At 31.8% G+C, this 24,990-nt stretch carries 28 protein-coding genes; 3 read left to right on the top strand and 25 right to left on the bottom strand.

The window, feature by feature from the left end:
- Positions 1 to 127: 127 nt before the first annotated feature.
- The 3 genes from BG262_RS06540 (at position 128) to BG262_RS06530 (ending at position 2,602) form a co-directional block, all read left to right on the top strand.
- Complete coding sequence (locus tag BG262_RS06540; protein ID WP_070788062.1) at positions 128 to 1,093, top strand: hypothetical protein; 966 nt, start codon at positions 128 to 130, stop codon at positions 1,091 to 1,093.
- A 117-nt stretch (positions 1,094 to 1,210) separates the two neighbouring features.
- Positions 1,211 to 2,062, top strand: a complete 852-nt coding sequence (locus BG262_RS06535; protein WP_070788061.1) for a metallophosphoesterase — start codon at positions 1,211 to 1,213, stop codon at positions 2,060 to 2,062.
- Positions 2,063 to 2,110: 48 nt separating this feature from the next.
- Positions 2,111 to 2,602: a GNAT family N-acetyltransferase gene (locus BG262_RS06530; protein ID WP_070788060.1), complete on the top strand. Its 492-nt coding sequence runs from the start codon at positions 2,111 to 2,113 to the stop codon at positions 2,600 to 2,602.
- A gap of 83 nt (positions 2,603 to 2,685) precedes the next feature.
- On the opposite strand, the gene rplT is transcribed toward BG262_RS06530, so the two are convergent.
- From rplT to BG262_RS06410, 25 genes are all read right to left on the bottom strand, one after another.
- Positions 2,686 to 3,042, bottom strand: coding sequence for a 50S ribosomal protein L20 (gene rplT / locus BG262_RS06525; protein WP_070788059.1), 357 nt, complete (start codon positions 3,040 to 3,042; stop codon positions 2,686 to 2,688).
- Positions 3,043 to 3,095: 53 nt separating this feature from the next.
- The gene (rpmI, locus tag BG262_RS06520; RefSeq protein ID WP_070788058.1) at positions 3,096 to 3,296 is read right to left on the bottom strand and encodes a 50S ribosomal protein L35; all 201 of its coding nucleotides are present in this window, start codon (positions 3,294 to 3,296) and stop codon (positions 3,096 to 3,098) included.
- Positions 3,297 to 3,314: 18 nt separating this feature from the next.
- On the bottom strand, positions 3,315 to 3,815 hold the full coding sequence (gene infC, locus BG262_RS06515) for a translation initiation factor IF-3 (protein ID WP_070788057.1): 501 nt from the start codon (positions 3,813 to 3,815) through the stop codon (positions 3,315 to 3,317).
- Positions 3,816 to 4,116: 301 nt separating this feature from the next.
- The gene (locus tag BG262_RS06510; protein WP_070788056.1) at positions 4,117 to 5,568 is read right to left on the bottom strand and encodes an SH3 domain-containing protein; all 1,452 of its coding nucleotides are present in this window, start codon (positions 5,566 to 5,568) and stop codon (positions 4,117 to 4,119) included.
- 17 nt (positions 5,569 to 5,585) lie between these two features.
- The gene (locus BG262_RS06505; RefSeq protein ID WP_070788055.1) at positions 5,586 to 6,278 is read right to left on the bottom strand and encodes a hypothetical protein; all 693 of its coding nucleotides are present in this window, start codon (positions 6,276 to 6,278) and stop codon (positions 5,586 to 5,588) included.
- A gap of 189 nt (positions 6,279 to 6,467) precedes the next feature.
- The gene (locus tag BG262_RS06500) at positions 6,468 to 6,725 is read right to left on the bottom strand and encodes a hypothetical protein (protein WP_070788054.1); all 258 of its coding nucleotides are present in this window, start codon (positions 6,723 to 6,725) and stop codon (positions 6,468 to 6,470) included.
- Positions 6,726 to 6,912: 187 nt separating this feature from the next.
- Complete coding sequence (locus BG262_RS10410; RefSeq protein WP_233278832.1) at positions 6,913 to 7,554, bottom strand: YczE/YyaS/YitT family protein; 642 nt, start codon at positions 7,552 to 7,554, stop codon at positions 6,913 to 6,915.
- Positions 7,555 to 7,634: 80 nt separating this feature from the next.
- The gene (gene yihA / locus BG262_RS06495; protein WP_070788053.1) at positions 7,635 to 8,219 is read right to left on the bottom strand and encodes a ribosome biogenesis GTP-binding protein YihA/YsxC; all 585 of its coding nucleotides are present in this window, start codon (positions 8,217 to 8,219) and stop codon (positions 7,635 to 7,637) included.
- A 49-nt stretch (positions 8,220 to 8,268) separates the two neighbouring features.
- Complete coding sequence (clpX, locus tag BG262_RS06490) at positions 8,269 to 9,513, bottom strand: ATP-dependent Clp protease ATP-binding subunit ClpX (RefSeq protein WP_371827962.1); 1,245 nt, start codon at positions 9,511 to 9,513, stop codon at positions 8,269 to 8,271.
- A 98-nt stretch (positions 9,514 to 9,611) separates the two neighbouring features.
- Positions 9,612 to 10,112, bottom strand: coding sequence for a dihydrofolate reductase (locus BG262_RS06485; RefSeq protein ID WP_070788051.1), 501 nt, complete (start codon positions 10,110 to 10,112; stop codon positions 9,612 to 9,614).
- Between the two features lie 207 nt (positions 10,113 to 10,319).
- Positions 10,320 to 10,598, bottom strand: a complete 279-nt coding sequence (locus tag BG262_RS06480; RefSeq protein WP_070788050.1) for a hypothetical protein — start codon at positions 10,596 to 10,598, stop codon at positions 10,320 to 10,322.
- Positions 10,599 to 10,624: 26 nt separating this feature from the next.
- The gene (locus BG262_RS06475; protein WP_070788049.1) at positions 10,625 to 11,461 is read right to left on the bottom strand and encodes a thymidylate synthase; all 837 of its coding nucleotides are present in this window, start codon (positions 11,459 to 11,461) and stop codon (positions 10,625 to 10,627) included.
- Between the two features lie 40 nt (positions 11,462 to 11,501).
- Positions 11,502 to 13,382, bottom strand: a complete 1,881-nt coding sequence (locus tag BG262_RS06470) for an ABC-F family ATP-binding cassette domain-containing protein (protein ID WP_070788048.1) — start codon at positions 13,380 to 13,382, stop codon at positions 11,502 to 11,504.
- 1 nt (position 13,383) lies between these two features.
- Positions 13,384 to 14,598, bottom strand: a complete 1,215-nt coding sequence (locus BG262_RS06465; protein ID WP_070788047.1) for a CCA tRNA nucleotidyltransferase — start codon at positions 14,596 to 14,598, stop codon at positions 13,384 to 13,386.
- A complete protein-coding gene (gene dapB / locus BG262_RS06460; protein WP_070788046.1) occupies positions 14,595 to 15,359 on the bottom strand; it encodes a 4-hydroxy-tetrahydrodipicolinate reductase in 765 nt (254 codons plus the stop codon). Before dapB ends, BG262_RS06465 begins: the two co-directional genes overlap by 4 nt.
- 14 nt (positions 15,360 to 15,373) lie before the next feature.
- Positions 15,374 to 16,222 (bottom strand): DegV family protein, encoded by an 849-nt coding sequence (locus BG262_RS06455; RefSeq protein ID WP_070788045.1) that lies wholly within the window; start codon positions 16,220 to 16,222, stop codon positions 15,374 to 15,376.
- Positions 16,223 to 16,253: 31 nt separating this feature from the next.
- A complete protein-coding gene (locus BG262_RS06450; protein WP_070788044.1) occupies positions 16,254 to 16,634 on the bottom strand; it encodes a DUF1149 family protein in 381 nt (126 codons plus the stop codon).
- A 103-nt stretch (positions 16,635 to 16,737) separates the two neighbouring features.
- Complete coding sequence (gene trmD, locus BG262_RS06445) at positions 16,738 to 17,460, bottom strand: tRNA (guanosine(37)-N1)-methyltransferase TrmD (protein WP_338061282.1); 723 nt, start codon at positions 17,458 to 17,460, stop codon at positions 16,738 to 16,740.
- A complete protein-coding gene (rimM, locus tag BG262_RS06440; RefSeq protein ID WP_070788043.1) occupies positions 17,447 to 17,965 on the bottom strand; it encodes a ribosome maturation factor RimM in 519 nt (172 codons plus the stop codon). The genes trmD and rimM overlap by 14 nt, the downstream gene beginning before the upstream one ends.
- 174 nt (positions 17,966 to 18,139) lie before the next feature.
- On the bottom strand, positions 18,140 to 18,379 hold the full coding sequence (locus tag BG262_RS06435) for a KH domain-containing protein (protein ID WP_070788042.1): 240 nt from the start codon (positions 18,377 to 18,379) through the stop codon (positions 18,140 to 18,142).
- 18 nt (positions 18,380 to 18,397) lie between these two features.
- The gene (rpsP, locus tag BG262_RS06430; protein WP_070788041.1) at positions 18,398 to 18,670 is read right to left on the bottom strand and encodes a 30S ribosomal protein S16; all 273 of its coding nucleotides are present in this window, start codon (positions 18,668 to 18,670) and stop codon (positions 18,398 to 18,400) included.
- Positions 18,671 to 19,187: 517 nt separating this feature from the next.
- Positions 19,188 to 21,131, bottom strand: coding sequence for a hypothetical protein (locus BG262_RS06425; protein ID WP_070788040.1), 1,944 nt, complete (start codon positions 21,129 to 21,131; stop codon positions 19,188 to 19,190).
- Between the two features lie 284 nt (positions 21,132 to 21,415).
- A complete protein-coding gene (locus tag BG262_RS06420; RefSeq protein ID WP_070788039.1) occupies positions 21,416 to 22,540 on the bottom strand; it encodes an HAD family hydrolase in 1,125 nt (374 codons plus the stop codon).
- 20 nt (positions 22,541 to 22,560) lie between these two features.
- Entirely contained in the window at positions 22,561 to 23,904 is a 1,344-nt protein-coding gene (gene gor / locus BG262_RS06415; RefSeq protein WP_070788038.1) for a glutathione-disulfide reductase, read from the bottom strand.
- A gap of 81 nt (positions 23,905 to 23,985) precedes the next feature.
- On the bottom strand, positions 23,986 to 24,891 hold the full coding sequence (locus tag BG262_RS06410) for a CPBP family intramembrane glutamic endopeptidase (protein ID WP_070788037.1): 906 nt from the start codon (positions 24,889 to 24,891) through the stop codon (positions 23,986 to 23,988).
- Positions 24,892 to 24,990 lie beyond the last annotated feature (99 nt).

Below are 24,990 nucleotides of genomic sequence, written 5' to 3'. Positions count from 1 at the left end.
ATATACGATGGATTTATTTTTTTATTTTACATATTACTTTAATTCCAATAAATTTCTAAAAAGTCTTGTTGTTCATCTTGCAAGTTTTGGATATAATTACTTTAATAATCTAAAAGAGAGAGTTTTTATGACTAGACATATTCAAAAAAGGCCATTTTATCGTAAATGGTGGTTCTATCTTCTTTGCTTAATTGCGACTATAGCCTTGGTTTTTATTTATATCATTTCTAGCACGTTTTTTACTCTTACCGAGAAAGATGTTGTGGCGGATGAAAACGGGAGCTATAAGATAAGCGGGATTAAGGAACCTAATGTAACTGTTAGTTTAAACGGTATGACCATTAATCTTCCCGTGGATGATAATAACAGATATGATGTTACAATAAATCAAGATGAACCAAAGGACGAGATTAGTCGTGCTCAAATAATTGCTGTTCACAATAGTCGGACGATTACGCGAGATATAAAGATTGATAATAAAAAGTACTTGGAACATCAAAAGAAACTTTCTGATGATAAGGCACAATCTGATGCTGAAGCAAATGCTATAGAAAAACTGAATTTAGTCGAAGAACAACCGACTAGAAATAATCTTGCTGAAGCTATTTCGGCCATTGATAATTTACCACATGAAAATGCTGGTCTATCGGAAAGACTGAAAGCTGCTAAAGATAAGGTTGATGAAGCAGAAAAAAACGAGAAGGAAGAAAAAGAAAAATCTAAGCAAGTAGAGAATAAAATTTCTGCTGCTGAAGCTAATCCTAGCAGAAAAACAATTAATGATGCTGAAAAGGCATTGGAAAATTATTCTTCTCCTGATAAAGATGACTTATTTAATCGTCTAGAAAAAGTAAAAAATAACTTTGAGAAATCTAATAAAAGCGCTACCTCTAGTTCTTCTTCCTTTGAAAGATCTAGTAGTTATCAAGATGGTCAATCTAAGAAAACTGTTTATGTTGCAAGAAAAGGTGACTCAAAAGTTTATTGGTATGATAAAAACAAAATGCCTTCTTCAACAAACTTTGACAATGTTGTAAGCATGACCGAAGAGGAAGCAATCAACAAAGGTAAAAAACACTCACCAGAAGAATAAGATTAAGAAAACTTTCAGAACTATATCATAGAATTGATATAGTTCTTTTTTATCTAAATTTTTAGATTTAGGAATATAGTGTTCTTAAATATATAGAGCGCCATTGAAAGGAAAATAATGAAATTTATAAGTAAAATAATGACGATATTTCTAGTAATAATTGCAATAATAATTGGCGCAACTTTTTATGCTTTTAAAATAGAACCATATCAAGTTAAGGTCAAGGAGTACCAGGTTAATAGTACTTCAACAAATATGAAAGAATTAAAAATCGCTCAAATTTCTGATACTCATATTAAAGAAGATTATACTACTGAAAATCTTGCTAAAGTTATTAGTAAATTAAATGCTAGTAATCCTGATATTGTAATTTTTACGGGTGACTTATACGACAACTATGCTAAGTATAATGACGATGCAAATCTAATAAATGAATTAAGTAAAATTAAATCTAAGTATGGTAAATTTGCTGTCTGGGGAAATCATGATTATGGTGGAGGTGCATCAAATCAGTACCCTACTATTATGGAAAACTCAGGTTTTCAACTTCTAGTAAATGAAAGCACTCAAATAACTACTGATAATGGAAATATAATTTCTTTAACTGGAATTGATGACTCTATGCTAGGAAATCCATCTACTGAAAACTTATCTGAGAATATTAATGCTGACTATAAAATATTGCTTTCTCACGAACCAGACTCTCTAAACAATTACATTAATTATAACTACAATCTTGCAATGAGTGGACATAGTCACGGTGGACAGGTTAACATACCATTCTTTCCTTCAATAAATGAGGCAGCTACTTCCACTACCAATTTAGCTTCAAATTATAAGAAGGGCTTATATCATATTGGTGAAAATGGACTTCAAAATATATTTGTCAATTCTGGCATTGGTACTACACATATTTCAGCAAGATTTGGGGTTAAGCCAGAGATTTCGATACTAAAGATTAGTCTTTAGTATCTTTTTCATTTGTGATATACTTAAAAAAATTTATTAGGGGGTTACATGGAAAAAATACAAATTATAAAATTTGACAGAAAATACCAAGATAATATGATAAATTTCATTCTTGATATTCAACAAAATGAATTTGGTGTAGCCATAACCCTTGATGACCAACCAGATTTATTAGATATTATCCATCATTACGAAGATAAAGGTGGAATTTTTCTCCTAGCTCTTGACACAGAAATTGATACTATCATTGGAACAATTGCTTTAGTTAAATTAGATGAAAATAAGTCTGCTTTGAAAAAGGTTTTTGTTGATCCTAAGTATAGGGGTGAATATAGGGTGGGGCAAAAATTACTGGATGCTATTGTTAATTTTGCGCGTGAGACTGATATTGAAAAAATATATCTTGGTAGCACTGCAATGATGACACGTGCTCACAATTTCTACAAGAAAAATGGATTTGTTAGAGAAGATTTTTCTGTCTTTCCTTATGATTTTCCTATTGTTGAAGTTGATAGTGTTTTTATGGTCAAAGATTTGTAGGTAGATTTATGCTCCTACTTAAGAGTATTTTGATATCAAAAAAAATCCCATCATAATGATGGAATTTTTATTTTATATAAATATTAAGCTAAAGCTTTTTTTGCTTCATCAGCAAGAGCTGTGAAAGCTGCTGCATCGTTAACAGCTAGGTCAGCTAACATTTTACGGTTAACTTCGATACCAGCTAATTTAAGACCATGCATAAGTTTTGAATAGCTAAGACCATTCATACGAGCTGCTGCATTGATACGTGCGATCCATAATTTACGGAAATCACGTTTCTTTTGACGACGATCGCGGTATGCATAGTTATATGAGTTATAAACTTGTTCTTTAGCAGTACGGAACAAAGTATGTTTAGCTCCATAATAACCTTTCGCAAGTTTTAGAGTACGTTTACGACGTTTGCGGCTTACAACGCCACCTTTAACACGTGCCATTTATATATTCCTCCGATATTTTTCTTTAATAATAGTTTTAAATGAAATCTGAATTATCTCATTTGTGAAAGCATTGCTTTAATACGTTTGAAGTCACCACTACTTACCATTGAAGCTTTACGAAGTTGACGACGTTGTTTTTTAGTTTTTCCGTGGAAACGGTGAGAAGTGTAAGCACGGAAACGTTTTAGTCCGCCGCTACCAGTACGTTTAAAACGTTTTGCGCTTCCGCGGTGAGTTTTTTGTTTTGGCATTTTATTGATTCCTCCGAATTATTTTTTGTCTGCGATTGGTGCCAATTGCATAAACATTGAGCGACCATCCATTTTTGCACGTTGCTCAACGACTGCAATATCTTTAGTCGCTACAGCAAAGTCATCAAGAACTTTTTGTCCAACTTCTTTATGGGTAATCATACGACCCTTAAAGCGGATTGAAACCTTAACTTTGTATCCTTTAGCAAGGAATTTCTCAGCTTGACGTAGCTTAGTATCAAAGTCATTTTTGTCAATTACAGGACTTAAACGAACTTCTTTAACTGTTACTACAGTCTGGTTTTTCTTTTGTTCTTTTAATTTTTTCTTTTGCTCGAATTTGAACTTAGAAAAGTCCATAATTTTTGCTACAGGTGGTTTAGCTTGTGGTGAGATCAAAACAAGATCTAAATCTTGGTCTTGTGCTTGTCTTAAAGCATCTGAAGTTTCTACAACTCCAAGTTGATCACCATCTGCACTGATTAAACGAACTTCGCGAGCGCGAATTTGTCCGTTCATAAACAAATCTTTTGCTATGATATATCTCCTTCTAAATATTCTTTTTCGTTTCAAAGCGAAAAAATGAGCCTACCGCAGTAAGCCCATTTAAATTCCTCACCAGTGCATATAAATACGCTAGTAAAGATTAATCGATCTCTGCCCAGTACTATACACACTTAGGCGAGAAGCTGGTGCTTCTGCTTTTCAACTTTATTAGTATAACATATGTACAGTAGATGTCAAGATTTTTATTTTAATTATTTATTTTTAATTAGATATATTTTCATGATATTAGATATGATACTAATTTTATCAATATTTACAGCTTTCTTATAGCTATAAATCGACGATTTCCACTTCCAGCGATATAAGATATCCATTCATACCCATCGAATGATGTTTTATAGTCATAGCTTACAGATTGTCCTGGACTATAAGTTGCAAGAGATGAGCTAGACATTTTTGGTTCTGCTCTAACATCAGATTTCTCTTTAAATACATGGGTACCACTAGTTTTAACAAGAGACCAATTTGCTGCAGTCCCTCCACTAGATGCAGATGTATTTTTAGGAATTAAATCAACTTGAATGTCATATATTTCTAAAGATTTACCTATAGTTCCTGATGCATTTCCGTTTGTTACCCAGTTTTGCCAACCATTTCCTTGAACATTTACTCTGTACTTAACATCATAGTTTTTCGCTAAATCTCCAGTCAAGCGTATTTCAATAGCTTCCAACCTCTTACTCTGCCCAGTTGTTCCTGACATATTTCCATTTGAAGACCAATTTTGCCAACCTAGATCTTGAATATGAGATCTATATTCAATTGAACCAGAATTTGCTAGGTTGTTTACAGTCAGAGCAATTGCTTCAACTCGATTCCCGACTCTTGAAGTTGCACTTTTACCGTTTGAAACCCATGGTTGCCAACCATATGAAGAAATATGAGTAAGATAATTTATTCCTTTAGCTGGATTACTGTTTTGAATTTGTGAGTTTGTTGTATTGTTAGTTGATGTTGAATTATTTTTAATAACTGGTATATATCGACGATTTCCTTGATAACTTAGATAAGAAATCCAAGTATATCCATCAGCATCTAGTTTTCTGTCGTAATTAACAGTTGATCCTGACGAATAATAATCTAAGTCAGGACTTGAAAGTTTTGCTTCTGCCTTTATTGGGTATTTCCCATCAAATTTATAAACTCCACTTGAGGGTATATTGACGTTCTGTCCTCCACCGCTTGCTTGACTTCCAGTATTTGATGAAGAATTTAAATCTTTAAAATGAATATAGCCACTTGCATTATTCTTGTTTATCCATCTTGAAAAATAATTTCCTTTGTAATCATGATTATATTCTTCAATTCTTACCTGGTCACCTTTGACTTCAGCAACCCAACCAACATGATTCCAGTTCCACCATACTACTGAACCAACAGCTGGGTTCATATCCACTCGGTATCCCTGACTTCTTGCTACACTTCCCCAAGTACTAGCATTTCCATACCCACCAGGTAAATTAAACTTATTTACGGTACTGAGACGGTTTGCAACAAATGATGTGCATTGTCTAACATACATACCCCAATTATCAGGTATCAGCGAGCCAACGGGGTATGCCTTCCATTTAGATGGATAATCATCTCCAATTACAGCAGCTTCTACGATAATTGCTTGATTGACTGATAATACTCCAGGAATAAAATTTCCAAATAAGTTAATACTTAAAGCACTACTAGCAACAAATTTTTTAAAACTAATCAAATATTATCCTCCTATATTTATTTGCTTCTTACTAAATTATAATTTGCACCATCATCAAAATTAACATTGACTTCATCATTACCTTTAAAAGTAATAGTAACTTTATTTTTAGTTGGTGTTTCGCGATACATTCCCCAGTTTGCAGTAACAGTATTTTCATTGCTCGAAGCACTGCTAAGATAAATTACTCGTTCTACTGCTTGACTACCCCATGAAAAATAATCATCAAATCCTAATGGACCTAATATATATATAAAGCCTGTAGCTGAATCCTTCCATGTTCCGGTTAAGTTGTCCAAGCTATAAATCGTTTGTTCTGGAATCTTGGGTATTTCTTCATTTATTTTAGAATTGTTTGTATGCGAATTTGCAGAATCTGATTTCTTCGATTTATGATCATTACTGTAATTATCTTCAGATTGCTCACTTATAGATATTGAAGTAGACTGTCCTTTATCTGAAATTTCTTGAGAGTGTTCTTCTGCTGCTTCCAAAACAGAACTTTTTTCCTCTATAATAGTTTGAGAAGTTGATGACTGTGTTTTTTCACTTGAGCTCTCACTACTTTTATTAGTGCTTGAAGAGGTTATTGAAGATTTACTACTAGAGTTTGTAGACAATGCACTATTACCTACCTTCGTACTTCCACACGCTGAAAGTGTAATAATAGATACTGAGCATAATATTCCTATTAATAATTTTTTATTCATTGTTCACCTCATTTTAATTTGCTAGCTAAAAGATACAGAAATCACCTTAATGGTGAGCGAATATTCTTATCTATTTATCTTTCTGAACATATATACGAAGTTAAAAATAATAATTATCATAATGAAAAATTTTTTCACAAAAAAAGATACTGATTCATTTTAGAATCAATATCTTTTGGGAAGCTTTAATTAGGCATTATTATCATCATTTGGATTGTGGTTATGATATTTATACCACATGACCAGACAACAAACTGCTGAAATACTTAAATTTGGAAATGTATCTACTCCACTAATTTGATATGCATAAGACAGAACAACTGCAATAAAAATTAATGTATAAAATGTAGGAATTAATATTCTAAATTTCCCATTTAAAAGACTATCACTGAAAACTAGAAACATTATTAGGAAAATACAAATCGTCATCATAAGCGGTTCAATCATACGATCTCCTTAGTTGTAAAGCATTTTTATTTATTATAAAGATAGCAAGTATCTTTTACTTTTTTTCTTTTTGTATTATAGCATATATTCACAAAATTTGCAAACGCTTTCCGATTGTATGGAAAATACAAAATCAAACAAATTTATAAGAAATTTAGTATTCTCTAATATATATAACTTTAAAACTTTACTTAGAAATCCCTTTTCGCTCATAAGACCAAGACATAATATATGAGAATAAAAATAATGATATTACTGTACCTTCTCGCACATAGATTGGTAAGTTAAATAGGAAGGATAATAGTAAAGAGCCACTGAATCCTACTACGTCAACGCAATAACGATAAAACTTCATAGAATGATTTGTTCTTTCTGAAACTAAAGTACAAAAGTTTTCTATTGGAAATTTTAAGGTGTTGTAATAGAGAATACGTCCAACTGCAAAACATGTTACCACTAAACCGATGAAGAAACAGATAACCTTCATAAAATAATTATTTAAAGTAACTGGACCCAATAGGCTATAGTAAAAGAAGTTTACTACATAGCCGAAACATAAGTTTGCGACTAACATTAGAAGATAGCGGCTGATACTTCTTTCCTTATCCAAAATGAAGCAGACAAGTAAGAACGAAAGATTACTAATTGTCGTTAGCGTACCAACCTTCATATTAAAAATATCAGACATTGAGAGTATAAGAGCATTAAAACATGTTACTCCAATATCTGCTTTGATTGAAAGTGACATTCCAAGACCACTCACTGCATAATAAAAAAATGAGATAAGTAGGGCTTTCTGTCTGTAGCTAAGTTTGGTAAAAAAATTCAAAGGTTCCTCCCGATTTAAATAAATTCATACATAGTCAAAAAAATATTGAGCATAGTCCCAAAACTAGTGCTCAATAACTATTAATTAATGTGATTTTCAATAGCTTTCCAAGCTTGATCATAGCCAGTCTTATCAACACTTGAAAAAATGATAAAGTCATCAGTGCTATCAAATTGCAAGGCTTTTTTAATCATACTTTCATGTTTATTCCATTTACCACGAGGGATTTTATCTGCCTTAGTAGCAACTAAAATTACTGGAATTCCATAATATTTAAGAAACTCATACATTTGTACATCATCTACTGATGGTTCATGACGCATATCTACAAGGCTAACAACAGCACGTAAATTGCTACGAGTTGTAAGATATTCTTCAATCATTTTACCCCACTTAGCGCGTTCAGATTTACTAACTTTAGCGTATCCATAACCCGGAACGTCCACAAAGTGAATTGTATCGTCTATATTATAAAAATTTAAAAGTTGAGTTTTACCAGGTTTACCAGAAGTTCTAGCAAGGTTTTTACGATTCAAAAGAGTATTAATAAAACTTGATTTACCAACGTTTGAACGACCTGCTAACGCGATTTCAGGCATATCAGTTTCTGGATATTGCTTGCTTGATGCTGCACTAATAACGATTTCTGCATTATGTTTATTCATATTTCACCTCCTGTGTTTATGATTTAAAAAGGCACCGCAGTGCCAATTTTTATTCTTTTTCTTCAGTTTCTTCCTTATCAATTGCATTTTCAGCTTTTTTGATAATAATCGGTTGTTCAGTACCATCCACTGCTGCTTTTGTAATGACTACTTTTTCAACATCATCAATACTTGGCACGTCATACATAATATCCATCATAACTTCTTCAATGATTGAACGTAGTCCACGCGCACCAGTTTTTCTTGAAATAGCTTTTGCAGCGATCTCAGTAAGAGCATCATCCTCAAATTCTAAGTCAATTCCATCATACTTCATCAACTTCTTGTACTGTTTAACCAAAGCATTTTTCGGTTTAGTCAAAATGTTAACTAAATCTTCTTCAGTCAATTGTTCAAGAGCAGCTACAACTGGTAAACGTCCAATAAATTCTGGAATAAGACCAAATTTTTGAATATCTTCAGAAGTAATTTCTTGCATGTATGAAGCATCATCAGCAAGTTTTTTATTATTAGAACCGAATCCAATAACTTTTTCACCTAAACGTGACTTAACGATATCTTCTATGCCATCAAATGCTCCACCTACAATGAACAAAATATTTTTTGTATCAACTTGAATCATTTCTTGGTTTGGATGTTTACGTCCACCTTGAGGTGGTACGCTTGCTACCGTACCTTCAATAATCTTGAGAAGAGCTTGTTGAACTCCTTCGCCTGATACATCACGAGTGATTGAAACATTTTCAGATTTTTTAGCAATCTTATCAATTTCATCAACATAGATGATACCACGTTCTGCTCGTTCAACATTATAGTCACTAGCTTGTAAGAGCTTCAATAGGATGTTTTCTACATCTTCACCAACATATCCTGCTTCTGTTAAACTAGTCGCATCAGCGATGGCAAATGGAACATTAAGTGACTTAGCCAATGTTTGAGCAAGAAAAGTTTTACCACTTCCTGTTGGACCAATCAGTAGAATATTTGACTTTTGAAGTTCAACTTCTCCGTCTTCTTTTGATTGCGAGAAGTTGATACGTTTAAAATGATTGTAGACTGCAACTGCTAAGGCACGTTTTGCACGGTCTTGTCCAACTACATATTCATTTAAAGCGCCCATTATTTCACGAGGTTTCTTACTATCATTAACTTCAGCTAATATCTCTTCACGCTGTTCATCTTCAAGAATTTGGACAGATAGATCCACACACTCATTACAAATGTATACTCCACTTCCTGCTATTATTTTTTTCACTTGATCTTGGCTCTTTCCACAAAAAGAACAAGTTATCATATCATTTGTACTTGCCACATTATACCTCATTTTCTAACATCACTAGTCATAAAATTAGGCTAGTGTTTTTTATTAACTTATTTATTCTAAATGGCTTTTTATTTTTTTCGATCTAAAATTTCAATTGTAAAATCATAGATATTCGCTTCATCTTTTTCACGCAATTCTTGGCTTGTTAACTCAAATTCAGAAATTGGAAATGTTTCTGGAAAATAAGTGTCACCATCTAGTTTAGCATGTACTTTTGTACGATAAAGCTTAGTAATATCTTTAGCAAACAAATCTAGGATTTGAGCACCACCGATAATATATAAATCTTTATTCTGATTTTTGTACCAGTCTAAAACTTGATCGCGGTTTGTCATGACTAGGATTTTATCAGATTCAGCATCATAATCTTTATCAGTAGTTAGAACGATTGTAGTTCGTCTAGGCAATGCACGTTTGTTCATACCATCAAAAGTTTTACGTCCCATAAGAATTGCTTGATCAAGCGTTGTTTCTTTAAAATGTGCCAATTCAGCCGGTAGACGCCATGGTAATGTTCCGTCTTTTCCGATTAAACCATTTTCGTCTTCAGCCCATATACCTGCTATCATGATAATCTCCTTTTTCAATGTCACTTTAATTAATTGATTTTTTATTTATAAAAAGTAAATTTGTACGATTAAAGTGCGACCAAACATAGGTTCGTTAAACCCGTCAGACATCTATTATAACATATTGCATTTGTCTAGTTAAGAGAAAGAATTCAAAATACACTAAATTTAGTCTTAATAATTCGTATTTTAAAAGAAAGCCAAGATTTACTTAACTTTCTTTTTGTAGGCCTTGTATATAAGGTAGATACTTTCTGATAAAGCTAGAATTACAATTATTGAGATTAAAGGATATTTTACAATTGTTGCACCCATTAATCCTAGACTCATAATTGAAACAATCAGTATAAGAGAAAGAAGTTTAAAAGCAATAAAGCCAGCAATCATCAATAGTAATATTTTTAATACTAATGGTAATTGATTGAATTTATTTACAATATCTTTAATCAATTTCATTGGCTTCTCTGCTACTTTTATATCTTTCATATAACTTACCTTCTTTCAACTATTAATTAAATAGCTAAATCAAATTTCAATTGTGGTTTTACTGGTTCATAGTCTACAAGCTCAAAGTCTTCAGGTTTGATATCAAAGAAGCTTGTTCCAGGCTCAGCATTTAAGACTAATCTTGGTCTGCAGTCACTTGCTTGGCGATTCAATAACTCTTCAGCATTTTCAAATTGATTGTTATAGATATGAAGGTTATTTACAAAGTAGAAGAACTTCCCTACCTTCCAGCCAAAATGACAAGCAATCATCATTTGAAGGGCAACATATTGCATGGCGTTAATATGGTGAGCAACTAACATATCATTAGATCTTTGTGTTAATGTTGCATCAAGGTAAATATCATCGCCAATTTTTCGAACGTCAAACATTGTTTGAAAAGCACAAGGAAGTAACCCTTCACTTTCATCGAAATCTTCATATTGCCAAAGGTTAATTATATTACGACGATTCCACGGATTCTTTTCTAATCCATCTAAAATTCGACCAATAATATTATGTTTCTTTACAGTAGCCCCATAACGAACACCTATTGTTCCATCAGCCAGTCCCCAGTCATCCCAGTAGTTAACCTTGTATTTTTCTTTTAGGACCTCAAGTTCATTTGATTGATCTTGATAAATCCAAAAAATTTCCTTGATTGCTGATTTAATAGGAATTGGACGAAGGGTTGTAATTGGAAATTCTCCATTTGCTAAATCATATTCAGCAAAACTTCCAGTTATGTACTTACTATTGGCAGTTTCACCATTTTTATAACGTGGGCGAGCTTGCTCACTCCAAACACCATTTTCTAAGATATTTTTAATATTATCTTTAAAAATCTTATCTGCTTTTGTCATTGTGCCTCCAATATTAGTAAAGTTTTTCTAAATAGTTGAATTAAGCTCTTTCGCTTAGGTATTCATAGCGGTCATATTTTTGCAAGAGATCTTCTTGCGCTTGGTCAAGTTCTTTTTGAAGGATTGATAATTTGCCAAAATCACTTCCATTAGAGTTCATTTCGACTTCTATTTCAGATATTCTTTCTTCAATTTTTTCAATTTCATCTTCAATGGTTGCCCATTCCTTTTGTTCAAAATATGAAAGGCGTTCTTTCTTTTCTTTGACCTTTGTTTCTTTTTTAGGTGCTGTTGTTTCCACTTTAGATTCAACTTTCTGTTCAGACACTTTGCTTCCCAGATAAGTTGAATAATTTCCGTGGTATTTATCTATTTTACCATCATTAAAGACCAATAGCTGATCAGCTACCTTGTCCAAAAAATATCGGTCATGACTTACTGTAATTACTGCTCCAGGGTATGTGGCAAGGAAATCTTCCAGTACTGTCAAGGTAGCAATATCAAGGTCATTAGTTGGTTCATCAAGTAGTAAAACATTTGGTTGTTCTAAAAGAATTTTCAAGAGATAAAGGCGTTTCTTTTCTCCCCCAGAAAGCTTAGAGATAAGTGTTCCGTGCGTTGGACGTGGGAAGAGGAACTGTTCTAGAAGGTTCACAACTGAAGTCACTTCTCCGCTTTGGTTAACACTTGCTGCTGCAACTTCTTCGAGGAAATTGATAACACGTTTATTTTCGTCAAGCCCACGGATTGTTTGTGAGAAATAGCCAATTTTTACAGTCTCACCTATATCAAGAATTCCAGACGTTAAGTCTAAATCTCTGTTAATGATATTTAAGAATGTTGACTTTCCTGATCCATTATTACCGATGACACCGATACGGCTATCTGGCTGAACGATTAAATCAAAATCACTGAAAATTTTCTTGTCAGGATATGAAAATCCTGCATCTTCAAATTTTATAACTTTTTTTCCAAGACGTGTTGTAGCAAGATTAATTTCCATCTCGCTTGAATCATCATTCTTAATGGAATCTTTTAGATTTTCAAAACGATCAATACGTGCCTGTTGCTTTGTTGCACGCGCTTGAGGACTTTTACGAATCCAGGTAAGTTCTTGCTTGAAGAGCTGTTTTTTCTTATGATTTTGCGTCACTTCACGCTCTTCACGTTCTGCTCTTTGGGTAAGATAATCTTGATAGTTTCCTTGATACTCAATAAGCTGTGCATTATCCAACTCAAAAATCCTTGTAGCTACATTATCTAGGAAATATCTATCATGGGTAATGAACAAAACTGCTCTTTTTAGGTTAACAAGATAATTTTGCAACCAAGCAATTGTATCGACATCAAGGTGGTTGGTTGGTTCGTCAAGAAGTAATAAATCGCTTGGATTTACTAAGGCTTGAGCAAGCTGAACACGACGTTTTTGTCCACCAGAAAGACTGGAAATTTTTCTACCTGTATCCCTTATATCAAGTTTTGAAAGAACAGTAGTTATATCTTGTTCGATATTCCATGCATCAGAACTTGTCATAGCTTCTTCTCGTTTCAAAAGTGCATCTTGATATTTTGTATTTTCAGGATCTTCTGTTAAATCTTCTAATGCCTTTTCATATGCTTTAATAACAGACATTTGTGGAAGACTATCATCTAAGACTGCATCTAAAATTGTATCATCTTCATTGAATGACGGTTCTTGCATTAAATAGGTAATCTTATAGTCATGCGCATGGATAAAAGGAGATACATCTCCATCATAGCCCGAACCCCCTGATATTACGTTAAGTAATGTAGTCTTTCCTGTACCATTTACACCGATTAATCCAATCTTATCCATATCATGAATTATGAAAGAAATATCCTTAAATACGGTCTTGTCTCCGACTGTTTTGCTTAAATTTTCAACTCGAAAATCACTCATTTTATTCTTCCTTTAATTCTTTTTCAACGTATTCTAAGATTGCTTCTTGATTGTTTTCAAGCTGACCATTAACAACTAATTCTTCAACTTCTGATATTAGTTGACCAATCCAAATACCACCCTGACGATTAAAATGATTCATTAAAACTTGACCATTTATATTAAGTTCAGATTTTGATTTGATTGGTAACTTCATTGTAAGTTGAGGTAGAAGGGATGTATCAATATCTCTTTCTTCTGCTTCAAGTAAGCCTTCAGCGTACATAAAAGCATCAAAACCATATTTATATAAATCTTTGACTTCCCAAACACGTTCAAGAGCTATTTTATACGCTTCATAAATATTAGTCACTTTCTTAGTGAATTCATTTGAAACATTCCATTTTTTCAGAAAATCTTTGCAATTTTCAACTTCTAAATTAATTAAAAGATATGCCCATGCTTGCTCTGAGGTAGTAAACCAGAAGTAATCAGATTTTATATTTTTTAATATATTTTCAAGTTGAGCTTCTTTTCCTACTAAACCTGTAAGATGATTGTATACTTTTGAATCAATAAAGTTTCTAAGTCCTTTTCTCCAGTAATCAGATGTAAGGAGCTTATCTAACTCTATAAAGCTACGCTCAATTGATATTTTCTCCAAAAGAGGAGCATGAACCTTCATGGCTTCAAATGTTTTTTCTTCAATGTCGAAATCTAGGCTTGCTGAAAAACGAAGAGCACGCATTATTCTCAGTGCATCTTCATTAAATCTTTCATCTGCTACACCTACGGCACGAATTAATTTATTCTCTAGATCTGTTAAGCCATCAAACTTATCGATTATTTGACCATCTTCTGCCAATGCAAAGGCATTTATGGTAAAGTCTCTACGAAGCAAATCTTCTTCTAAACGGCGCACGAAAGTAACACCACTGGGTCTCCTATAGTCTACATATACATCTTCCGTTCTGAAAGTAGTAATCTCGTATTGACTATCTTCTGCTAAGACAAGTACTGTACCGTGTTCAATTCCTATGTCGATAGTTTTTTCAAAAATTGCTTTTACTTCTTCTGGATATGCACTTGTTGCAATATCCACATCATGTATACGACGCTTTAATAAAACATCTCGTACACTTCCCCCGACAAAATAGGCCTCATAACCAGCTTCTTTTAGGGTATTAATTAAAGGTAAAGCCTGCTGAAATTCAACAGGCATGTTTTCTAATCTCATAATAAATGTTCCAAACCATATACTAAATGATCCAAATCAACCACTTTCTTAATTCCAAGATTTACTCCTGTCATAAATGAAGCACGATCATATGAATCATGGCGAATTTTAAGTCCTTCTCCTGGCGCTCCAAAAAGTACTTCTTGGTGAGCAACTAAACCAGGTAATCTTACGCTGTGGATTCTAAATCCATCATATTCAGCACCACGTGCACCAGGTATACTTTCTTTTTCTCCCTCAGCACCTTGTTTCTTGAAGTCACGATTTTCTTTGATTAATTCAGCTGTTTTAATGGCAGTACCACTTGGGGCATCCATTTTATTATCATGATGAAGCTCAATAATTTCAACATCTGGAAAATATTTTGAAGCTTTAACGGCAAATTCCATCATCAAGATTGCACCGATTGCAAAGTTTGGAGCAATTAAGCCACCAATTTTCTTATCAACTGATAGTGATTCTAAATCCTTAATCTGTTGATCGGTAAAACCTGTTGTCCCAACTACTGGTGCAAAACCATTTTCAAGGGCAAATTTTGTATTTTCATAAACAACTTTTGGAGTTGTGAAATCGACCCATACTTGGGCATCAATTCCCACTAAGGCTTCTTTATCATTAAATACTGGGACACCATAAGCTTCTTTTTCCGTTGCAAATGGGTCTAAAACAGCAACTAATTCTAACTCAGGATCGTCTTTAACCATGCCTACGGCTGTTGATCCCATTTTCCCACGATAACCAGCAATAATTACTTTAATCATAAGGTGTGACCTTTCTATTTTACGATAGGTGAGATTGCAAGTGCTAGGGCATTTTCACCTAGATGAGTTCCGATAACTGCACCAAATGTTGCTATTGAAATATCATCAAATCCTTCTTTGCGAAGTTTCTTGACCATATCTTCAGCAAGATTATTTGCATTTGAATGGATGACAAAAATTTTATAGTCACCATCTTTTGTACCATCTTCAATAATTGAAATTAATCTCTTATAAGCCTTCTTGCTTGAACGTACCTTATCAAGTACAACAATTTCTCCGTCACGGTCAAATTCAAGAATTGGCTTGATATTTAAAAGATTACCAACAATTGCTGCTCCATTTGATAAACGTCCACCTAATACGAGGTGATTCAGATCATCAACGACAATGTAAGCACGAGTTTTTTCAATTATTTCATCAATGTGATTACTTATTTGTTTAAATTCTAAACCATCTTTTGCCTCTTTAAGAACGGTTTCAACCATGTATCCAAGTGGTGCACTAGTAATCAATGTGTCAAAGAATTTGACGGTCATATTTTCAAATTCATTTTGAAGATAAAATGAATTTTGATAAAAACCAGAAATTCCTTTTGATATAAATAGACCGATTACATGAGTGTAACCTTTATTATTAAGAGTTTTTAAAAGTTCTTCCAATCTAGCTAAACTAGGCTGTGAAGTTTTAGGCAATTCAGAGCTAGCTGCCATTTTTTCGTAAAACTCTTTATTTGATAGATTTTTTCCTTCATAATAAGTTTCCCCATCAATGACGATAGGAATATCTAAAATAAAAAGATTATCTCTATTCTTGTACTCTTCCTCTATATAGACTGAAGAGTCCGTAATAACTGCAATTTTCATATGTTCTTTTATCTCCTAAGGAGTTTAAACCTTAAAATTTAAGATTCACGCCTGGTTCGTCTAAGGCAACTTCACTAACTTCGCGAGTTAAACGAGTAATCATATCAAGTAGTGGACGAGCAATTTCATCCATCTCTTCTTGTGTTAATTCATTTCCTTCATTTACTTTTCTATTTTGAATAACATTATTTTGCATAACATAACCTGAAACAATGAAATTTTCTAATAAAATTACAAACTCAACGCTAGCACCTAAAACTGTATTTTCTTCACTATATTCAGGTACATCAGGAATTACGTTAATTTGAATTTGAACCTTTTGTTCTGGTGTTCCATTTTCTTCCTCAAATGCAAAATTTCTTGCATTGTAGCTAAAAAATTGAACAAACTCTTTATCACGAACGATTTCCATTTTTATTCTCTCCTAGTAAGAAACTTCAGCACTTTTATTTTTTAATACTGTTGTATACTTAATTTCTATAATATTACTTTTGAATTTTTATTGTTATATTTTATCATAATTCTGACTTAATTTCAGCCAGCATTATTTTTTCTTCTTCTGAAAAATCATATGTTTCTAAAAGATCAGGACGGCGAGCTAAAGTCTTTTTTAAACTTTCTTTAATACGCCATTTACGTATATTTTCATGATGGCCACTCATCAAAACATCAGGAACCTTCATATCTCGATATGTTTCTGGACGAGTATATTGAGGGTATTCAAGAAGTCCAGATGAAAAACTATCTTCCTCATGACTTACAGCTTTCCCAAGAACTTCTGGAATTAAACGCACAGTAGCATCAATAATAACACTTGTTGCTACTTCTCCACCAGTTAAGACAAAATCACCAAGACTAACTTCATCAGTAACAAGTGTCTTAATTCTCTCATCGTATCCTTCATAGTGACCACAAATAAAGACCAGATGCTCTTCTTGAGCTAATTCTTCCGCAAATTTTTGATCAAATTTTCTACCTGCTGGATCAAGCAATATCACTCGAGCCTTATCATGAGGTATTTTATCCATAGTATCGAAAATCGGTTGCGGCATCAAAAGCATTCCTTGACCACCACCGTATGGATAATCATCTACGTGTTTTTGAGTATTTGTCGCATTATCACGAAAATTATGAAAATCTATCTGTACTTTTCCATTATCTCTTGCACGACCAACTATTGAGTGTTCAAGATTAGAAAACATTTCTGGGAAAAGAGTTAAAATATCAATTTTCATCATCCAGACCCTCTGGAATTTCAATCTCAACTCGATTTCCTGCTACATCTACATCTAATACAACTCCAGGAATGAATGGTAAAAGTAAATCTTTTTTCTTTGGTCTATCAATTACCCATACATCATTTGCTCCAGGAGATAATATTTCTTTTACTGAACCAATTTTTTCATCATTTTCATAGACATCAAGTCCAATAATTTCATGATAATAAAATTCGTCTTCACCTAGATCTGAAAGATCATCTTCAGCAACTTTTAATACATGTTCACGATATTTTTCCACATCATTGATATGATACATTCCTTCGAATTTAACAATATCAAAGTTCTTTTGTTTTCTATGTGTTTTAATTTTTACATTTTGAATAAAATTATCATTTTTATCAAAAAGAGCTAATTCATTTCCAATTTGAAATCTTTCATCAGCGAAGTCAGTCACACTAAGAACTCTGACTTCTCCTTGTAAACCTTGAGTATTTACAATTGTTCCTACTTTATAGTAATTCATTTTTTCTCCTGATATAAATTCCTTATAGTACTTACGGAATTCATCTATTTTCATTCTTTTTAAAAGAGTAATATAATCTTTATAATTCTAACATAAATTTGTGCTTTATTCACTAGGCAAATACTCTTTGAAATCCTTTACAGCACAAAAAAAGCACCTGATAAACAGGTACTTTTATTGATTCACCAAAAGTCGAACTTTTTTACCTTCAACAGGTACTGAGTAGACGATTGTACGGATGGCTTGGATAATTCTACCCTGTCTTCCGATAATTCGTCCCATATCCTCAGATGCCACGTTTAAATGATATTCAATGAATTCATCTCCATCAATTAATTCAAGGCTAACTTCTTCTGGTTTTGAAACAAGGGGAGTAACAATCGTTAATACTAAATCTTTAACATCAGATTGCATATTCCACCCTCCTTATTATTATTTAGATAACTTTGATTCGTGGAATTTTTTCATAACTCCAGCTTTTGAAAGGATATCTCTAACAGTGTCAGATGGTTGTGCACCATTTCCTAACCATTCAAGAATACGATCTTCTTTTAAAGTTACACCATTTTCTTCAACAAGTGGATTGTATGTTCCAACTGTTTCGATGAAACGTCCATCACGTGGTGAACGTGAATCTGCAACGTTAATTCTGTAATAAGGTTTTTTCTTTGAACCCATGCGAGTCAAACGGATTTTTACTGCCATTTTATATATATCTCCTAATTAAATTATTTTACTTAAGTTAGTATAACATATCTAAAACAGGTGTCAAGTTTTTTTCTTGACATCTTTTCTTTTATCCTTTTTTTCTTTACTCCTTCTATTTATTTTGGAATAATATCGTTAATTTTTTATTTTTATAATTCTATTGCACGACATTTAGTATGAGAAATCTACAAAAATACCCAAATTTTTATTAATTTTACTTTTATAACTTTGTTGTCATTTTTTGATGGTCTTTTGGAACATATATCTCATACATATCAATGAAGAGCTTATATATTTATCATAGGTTTCAATAGATTTTAAGAATTCCTCTAAATTACCATCTCTAAAAATCAATACAATATCATTTTCATCAAATTTATAAGTATCAAATTCATTAAACACAAAAAATAGTCCCATCTAAAAAGTGATAAGACTACTGCACTAGTTTGGTTTTAGAACAATCAATTTAATTTTGTTTTGAAATTCCTGAAATATGCCCTAATATAAATTTAATTTATAACATACAATAATATTGAAGCTCCTCATTTATTTTTATAATATATATAATTAATATAATTAATGCATAAGAATATGATATATTATTTTCCTTTGTAACTGAACCATGTGCGAATCCATTTCTTAACCCCAAACCATTATTAAATGTATTATTAAGTATGAAATTTAAATAATCGGACTCCTGCGTAGAAAATAGTTTATTTTCATATATAAGGTATCCTTCTTTTATCATCTCATCTATTTCATGTTGATTTAATTCTATAAAAATATTTGGGGACATATTATTAAAATAATGATAATAATGGATTACTCCATAGTTATATAATTGCTTATATATTCCAATTCTCACTAATTGTTCATTATTAAGAACAATATTCCCATTAGTATCCAGAGAAACAATATTATTTTCAATTAATATTCTAACCCTATCTCGTTGATAAGAATTAAAATCCTCCACCTTGAGATTATATTTTATTATCAGTTGAAAGAAATCATCAGCTTTTAAATTTTCATTGATATATGTGATATCAGACTGATCAGAAAAAAATAAATTTAACATATCTTTAATTTTATCACTTGCATATATATATTTTTTATTTAGTAAGCTCCCAAGATCACCAATATTCGGAGTGTTCTCATAATTATATAGTTCTTCATCAACAATATTATTTTCTTGATAAAGTTTCCATTGTTTTCTCACTTGTTCTTCAATAACAAATAATGAATTAGCCTGAATTTTTATTTTTTCTTTGGCACTTGCAAATTCAAATGGAAGCCAAGTGACAGAAAAATTCTCTTTACTAAATTTTGTAAAAAAATATTCAATTAAATCCTCGATTCTAATACCACAAATATCTTTTATAATTTTTTGATACATTAAAAAAGCATATGTAATTAGAAGATTTTTATTATCAAAATCAAAACTAGTTTCGTATGAGTTATTACTCCTAAAATATACTTCTCTCAATAGCGCACTTGGTAACTCAATGTTAGGAAAACTCACTAAGTTCAAAATCCAGTTATTTGTAAAAAAACCGTTCAAATGCATTAAATAATCTAAGTGCTCTTCGTAAGTTAAATTAATATGAAAAAAATCTTTATTTAATAGAGTTTTAAATCTTGATTTTGCTTCTTTATATTTATCAAAATCATTATATAACTCAATCTTTTCTCCAAATTCAAAAAAAGAATTACTATCTTTAGAAAAGTGATTAAATTCTTCCTCATAAGCTTTCTTAGCTTTTAACCTTAATTTACTATCAATTTCAAAATTATTCATACCTTGAATTCCTTCTTCAATCAATTTTAAATAATTTATATTTCTTTTTTTAGAAGCTATATACCTTTCACACATCAAATATAAATCATACTTACTTATATTTGAGGGAACCACTAAATCGTTACCATTTTTAACATATTTGTCAATTATCAATTCAATGTTTTTCTCATTCTCTAAAAATAATTCCTTTACCTCTACTTGATATTTCTCTATAAAAGCTTTATGTCGTAGCATATCTATTATTGGAACCTGACTTTTTCTCACTGCAAAAAGTAAAGCATCACCGCTCATGACAAAATTATAATCTGCTATACATTCAAATATATCTTTCCTAAGAGTAAGTATATCCATAAATTCATCGGTAGGGTACTCTCTATTTGAATACAAATACTCTAATATAATTTCCATATCTCTGTCTTCTATTTTTGATAAATATATATTAATCCCTTTGTTCAGCCTATCTCTAAAACTTTTTATTTTTCCTTTGTCCACATCATTAGGAATACAATCATTTTTTATAAATTTAAGTATATTAACTGATTCCAAAATATCTAATATTGAATTTATCTCCAGTTCAATATTATTATTAACAAAATCATAAAAATTTATATCTTGTATTTTGGTTAGCAACCCTTCCTTATTATAAAACTTTACTCTGCTCATATTATGTATCCTTTTCTTAATAAATTGTTAACAAATAATTTATTTGTTAATATTAGCTAAAACTAATTATACCATTTATATTATAGATAGATTAACTCTTCGTTCATACCTCCCTTCAAATATTCCTTGTATTAAATTTTTTCATACAATCCACATTCTTCCTTCCTAAATATATTATTTTTATAAAATAAAAAGCCATAACCCCTTATAGTTCATGGCTTTATAATATTTCCAGGTCATCTAACAGAAAACTTTACACTTACTCTTGACATCTTTTTAAAAATTTATTTATCTAGAAAAATACTTGTTTTAGATGGTATTAAAATCCCTTTATTTTCATCTCTTCCTTGAAGAAGATAATTTTGATTTTCAGTTTCTGGTGTTTCCATAACTTCGTCAGTTAAATCTGATATTAGTCCTTGAACACCGATATTATGGATTATTCCTACTTGAAGGTCTGTAAATTCAGTGAGCATTGGGTAATCACCGTTACTGTCACCTGCTACTAGAATAGGTTGTGCACCGTTATATTTAGGAGAAATCAACTTTTCAATGGTCTCAACTTTTCCTTTTTTGACAGTTTTAGGATAATTTTCATCAAATTTAGCTTCAATAACTCCATTATCCTTAACTAAACGCATAGCAAAGACATTTTCAAGTGGGATGTTATAGCCATATTTTTCATTGTTGGCGAAAACCTTAATTACATCAATATAGGAAGCTGAACAGATATAAACATCAATTCCTTTTGCCATCAGTTCTTGATAAAGATTACGCATCTCTTCAATTACACGAATCCCATCCTTGAAAGTCACTTGAACCATTCCCGAACTTGTCTCCATATCCTCAGGGCTCGACCAAGTTATATGTTTAAGTTCACGTTGCAGTTGATCATCAATCGCTTTTTCGACCAACTCTCCTGCCTCAGCACTAGTCATCCCAGCATACAAGTAGATGGAGATGTCTGTTCCAAAAGCTTTATTTATAGCAGTATAAAGATAGCGAAGCTTGGCTGAAAAGTCTTTGTAATAGTCTGTCTCATGTATATCATTCAGGCTAGCATTTTTCTTCAAGTCTAGTAACTTACTATAATCATCGACTACATCCTTACAAATTTTTTCAATCTGTATTTTTTCTGATTGAAGTTCAAGGTTTGAAGATTCAGGGCTTTCCAAAATGCTTTTTGCTAAAATCTCTTCAAGTTGCTTTGTAGTGAATTTAAATGCAAGATTTTCAATCTGATAAGTTAATGTTGCTTCTTCTACATCGTTAATAATACTTGTGTTATCCCAGTCAAATACTGCATATGGTTTATTTTGAGGATTATAATTTGGAGAATAAATTCCGTTTTCTCTTATTAATTTTTCTAATCTTTTGAAGTTTGCTGGATACCAGTTTTCTTTTTTCATATCACTCTTTCTAATGTTTATTAACGCATGGTCACAAATTCTTCTGAACCTGTTGGGTGAATGGCTACTGTGTTATCAAAATCAGCCTTCGTTGCTCCCATCTTAATTGCAACAGCGAAACCTTGAAGCATTTCATCAACACCTAGTCCGATTGCATGTAGTCCGATGATTTTTTCTTCTTTTCCAAGACATACTAATTTCATGTTACATTTTTGCTTGTAATCATTTAAACCAAAATATAGTGGAGTAAAAGTTGATTTATATATTTTTATTTGGTCACCATATTTTTCAATTGCTGCTTCTTCTGAAATTCCGATTGTAGCAATTGGTGGATGAGTAAACATTACAGTAGGAATTAAATCATAATCTAAATATGAATCAGATTTTCCATTAAATAATCTTTCTGAAAGTCTACGTCCAGCAGCTATTGCTACTGGTGTTAAATCAATTTTTCCGATAACATCACCTACTGCATAGACTCCTTCAGCACTGGTATTTTGGAATTTATCAACCTCCACAAAACCACGCCCATCTAATTTAACATCTGTGTTTTCAAGACCAAGATTTCCTGTATTTGGATTTCTGCCTCCGGCAAAAAGGACTGAGTCTCCTATCAAAGTCTGACCATTTTCAAATGTTACAGTATACTGATTCCCTGATTTTTCAATTTTTTCAGGTACATAGTTAGGGAAAGTCTCAATTCCATTGTCATTGTATATTTTAACAAGATTTTCGGAAAGCATTTTATCAAAATTACGCAAAGGTAATTCTTTACGATAAGCCCATGAAACCCTGCTACCTAACCCATTAATAACTCCAGCTATTTCTGAAGCAATGTATCCTGCGCCAATGACTATCATATGCTCTGGTGCCTCTGTAAGCTCAAAGAACCCGTTTGAATCGATAGCATACTCTCCACCTGGAATTTCAAGAGGACTAGCATAGCCTCCTGTTGCTATAAGAATATTGGATGCAGCATACTTTTCATTATTTACTTCTACAGTGTGGTTGTCTAGAAACTTAGCATAACCTTTGATTCGTTCAACATTATTGCTATCTAGACCACGCTCATAGGCTCCATGAAGAAAATCAATGTATGCTTCACGTTTTTCGACTAGTTCTTTAAAATCAAAATTTTCAACTTTAGCATGTATGCCAAAACTTGATGCATCTCGCTCAATAGTTTCCATAATTTCACTAGCATGCCACATTATCTTTTTAGGAACACAACCAACATTGACACATGTGCCACCCAATTCATTTCCCTCAATCAGAAGTACCTTAGCACCATACATACCTGCTCGATTTGCTGAAGCGATACCACCACTTCCACCACCGATAACTATATAATCATATTTTTTCATATTATCACCTCGTTAGAACTATTATAGCAATCTTGAGTAATAATAAAAACCTAGAAGATTTATTTCTAGGTTTTTAATGAATTATTCATATTTTTTGTTTTTTGATAAATAGATTACTAAAAAAATTATAATTATTGTTACGCATATGGTAATAATGCTTGCTGTTGTTCCGTATTCTCCTCCTGTTAATAAAATATTATCAGAGTTGACTTGATAGGATACTGGCCAGTATTTATTATAGTTTGCCTTAGAGGCTATAGGAACAATCTCAGATAATAAATTATATATTGAGTGAAAAATAATACTTGCATATAAACTATCAAATCTATCTTTAATAATGAAAAGTAATACTCCAATTAGTGTTATGCTTATAAACATTATTATTGATGTACTATCATTAAATCTTGCATTCATATTGTGGCATAATGCAAATAAAATAGAAGATATAATTAATGCTATATTTTTGCCATACTTCTCTTTTACTCTCTCAGCAATAACACCACGAAAAATTAATTCTTCAATTATTGGTGCAGCAAGAGACGTAAATAGTACTAAGTAAATAAGAGTGACAAAAAATGATTCATTATCTACTTTGCTAAAAATAAATTCACCATTAACAAAAATAAAATATATAAAATCTATGATAGAAATATAAACAACGGGAATCATTATCCATATTATATTTATTCTACCTTTGAGTATTTGTTTAAAAATATTTTCTTTATAATATGCTTTTAAAAATAATTTCATCAATAAAATAAATACTATCATATAAATTAATGCTTGTAGAACTATATAATAGTAACTAAAATTCTTTATATCTGATATATTATCTGAAGATACACCAGCCAGTATACTCAATATTTTAGGTGGAGCAATTATTGAAAGTACCTGAGAAAAAATCATTACAACTATTGGAATCAAGCAGTCTATCACTGCAAGAGTCACTTTTTTTAAATTAATATTTTTAGATTTGTTTCTGGACATTATAAGACCTCTTTTACTTTTTATTTATCAATTGATAAATAAATTATATATCAAATTTTATCGTTTTTCAATAAATTTATATTGTAAATCGATAATAAA

This window comes from Floricoccus penangensis (assembly GCF_001832885.1).
Taxonomy (GTDB): Bacteria; Bacillota; Bacilli; order Lactobacillales; family Streptococcaceae; genus Floricoccus; species Floricoccus penangensis.
The sequence above is the reverse complement of the archived record's forward strand: the minus strand, read 5'-3'. Positions and strand labels throughout refer to the sequence as shown.

Coding starts and splice junctions, on each gene's coding strand:
- BG262_RS06540 (WP_070788062.1), top strand. CDS start 128: ATGACTAGACATATTCAAAAAAGGCCATTTTATCGTAAATGGTGGTTC.
- BG262_RS06535 (WP_070788061.1), top strand. CDS start 1,211: ATGAAATTTATAAGTAAAATAATGACGATATTTCTAGTAATAATTGCA.
- BG262_RS06530 (WP_070788060.1), top strand. CDS start 2,111: ATGGAAAAAATACAAATTATAAAATTTGACAGAAAATACCAAGATAAT.
- rplT (WP_070788059.1), bottom strand. CDS start 3,042: ATGGCACGTGTTAAAGGTGGCGTTGTAAGCCGCAAACGTCGTAAACGT.
- rpmI (WP_070788058.1), bottom strand. CDS start 3,296: ATGCCAAAACAAAAAACTCACCGCGGAAGCGCAAAACGTTTTAAACGT.
- infC (WP_070788057.1), bottom strand. CDS start 3,815: ATGAACGGACAAATTCGCGCTCGCGAAGTTCGTTTAATCAGTGCAGAT.
- BG262_RS06505 (WP_070788055.1), bottom strand. CDS start 6,278: ATGAATAAAAAATTATTAATAGGAATATTATGCTCAGTATCTATTATT.
- BG262_RS06500 (WP_070788054.1), bottom strand. CDS start 6,725: ATGATTGAACCGCTTATGATGACGATTTGTATTTTCCTAATAATGTTT.
- yihA (WP_070788053.1), bottom strand. CDS start 8,219: ATGAATAAACATAATGCAGAAATCGTTATTAGTGCAGCATCAAGCAAG.
- clpX (WP_371827962.1), bottom strand. CDS start 9,513: ATGATAACTTGTTCTTTTTGTGGAAAGAGCCAAGATCAAGTGAAAAAA.
- BG262_RS06485 (WP_070788051.1), bottom strand. CDS start 10,112: ATGATAGCAGGTATATGGGCTGAAGACGAAAATGGTTTAATCGGAAAA.
- BG262_RS06480 (WP_070788050.1), bottom strand. CDS start 10,598: ATGAAAGATATAAAAGTAGCAGAGAAGCCAATGAAATTGATTAAAGAT.
- BG262_RS06475 (WP_070788049.1), bottom strand. CDS start 11,461: ATGACAAAAGCAGATAAGATTTTTAAAGATAATATTAAAAATATCTTA.
- BG262_RS06470 (WP_070788048.1), bottom strand. CDS start 13,382: ATGAGTGATTTTCGAGTTGAAAATTTAAGCAAAACAGTCGGAGACAAG.
- BG262_RS06465 (WP_070788047.1), bottom strand. CDS start 14,598: ATGAGATTAGAAAACATGCCTGTTGAATTTCAGCAGGCTTTACCTTTA.
- dapB (WP_070788046.1), bottom strand. CDS start 15,359: ATGATTAAAGTAATTATTGCTGGTTATCGTGGGAAAATGGGATCAACA.
- BG262_RS06455 (WP_070788045.1), bottom strand. CDS start 16,222: ATGAAAATTGCAGTTATTACGGACTCTTCAGTCTATATAGAGGAAGAG.
- BG262_RS06450 (WP_070788044.1), bottom strand. CDS start 16,634: ATGGAAATCGTTCGTGATAAAGAGTTTGTTCAATTTTTTAGCTACAAT.
- trmD (WP_338061282.1), bottom strand. CDS start 17,460: ATGATGAAAATTGATATTTTAACTCTTTTCCCAGAAATGTTTTCTAAT.
- rimM (WP_070788043.1), bottom strand. CDS start 17,965: ATGAATTACTATAAAGTAGGAACAATTGTAAATACTCAAGGTTTACAA.
- BG262_RS06435 (WP_070788042.1), bottom strand. CDS start 18,379: ATGCAATCTGATGTTAAAGATTTAGTATTAACGATTGTTACTCCCCTT.
- rpsP (WP_070788041.1), bottom strand. CDS start 18,670: ATGGCAGTAAAAATCCGTTTGACTCGCATGGGTTCAAAGAAAAAACCT.
- BG262_RS06425 (WP_070788040.1), bottom strand. CDS start 21,131: ATGAGCAGAGTAAAGTTTTATAATAAGGAAGGGTTGCTAACCAAAATA.
- BG262_RS06420 (WP_070788039.1), bottom strand. CDS start 22,540: ATGAAAAAAGAAAACTGGTATCCAGCAAACTTCAAAAGATTAGAAAAA.
- gor (WP_070788038.1), bottom strand. CDS start 23,904: ATGAAAAAATATGATTATATAGTTATCGGTGGTGGAAGTGGTGGTATC.
- BG262_RS06410 (WP_070788037.1), bottom strand. CDS start 24,891: ATGTCCAGAAACAAATCTAAAAATATTAATTTAAAAAAAGTGACTCTT.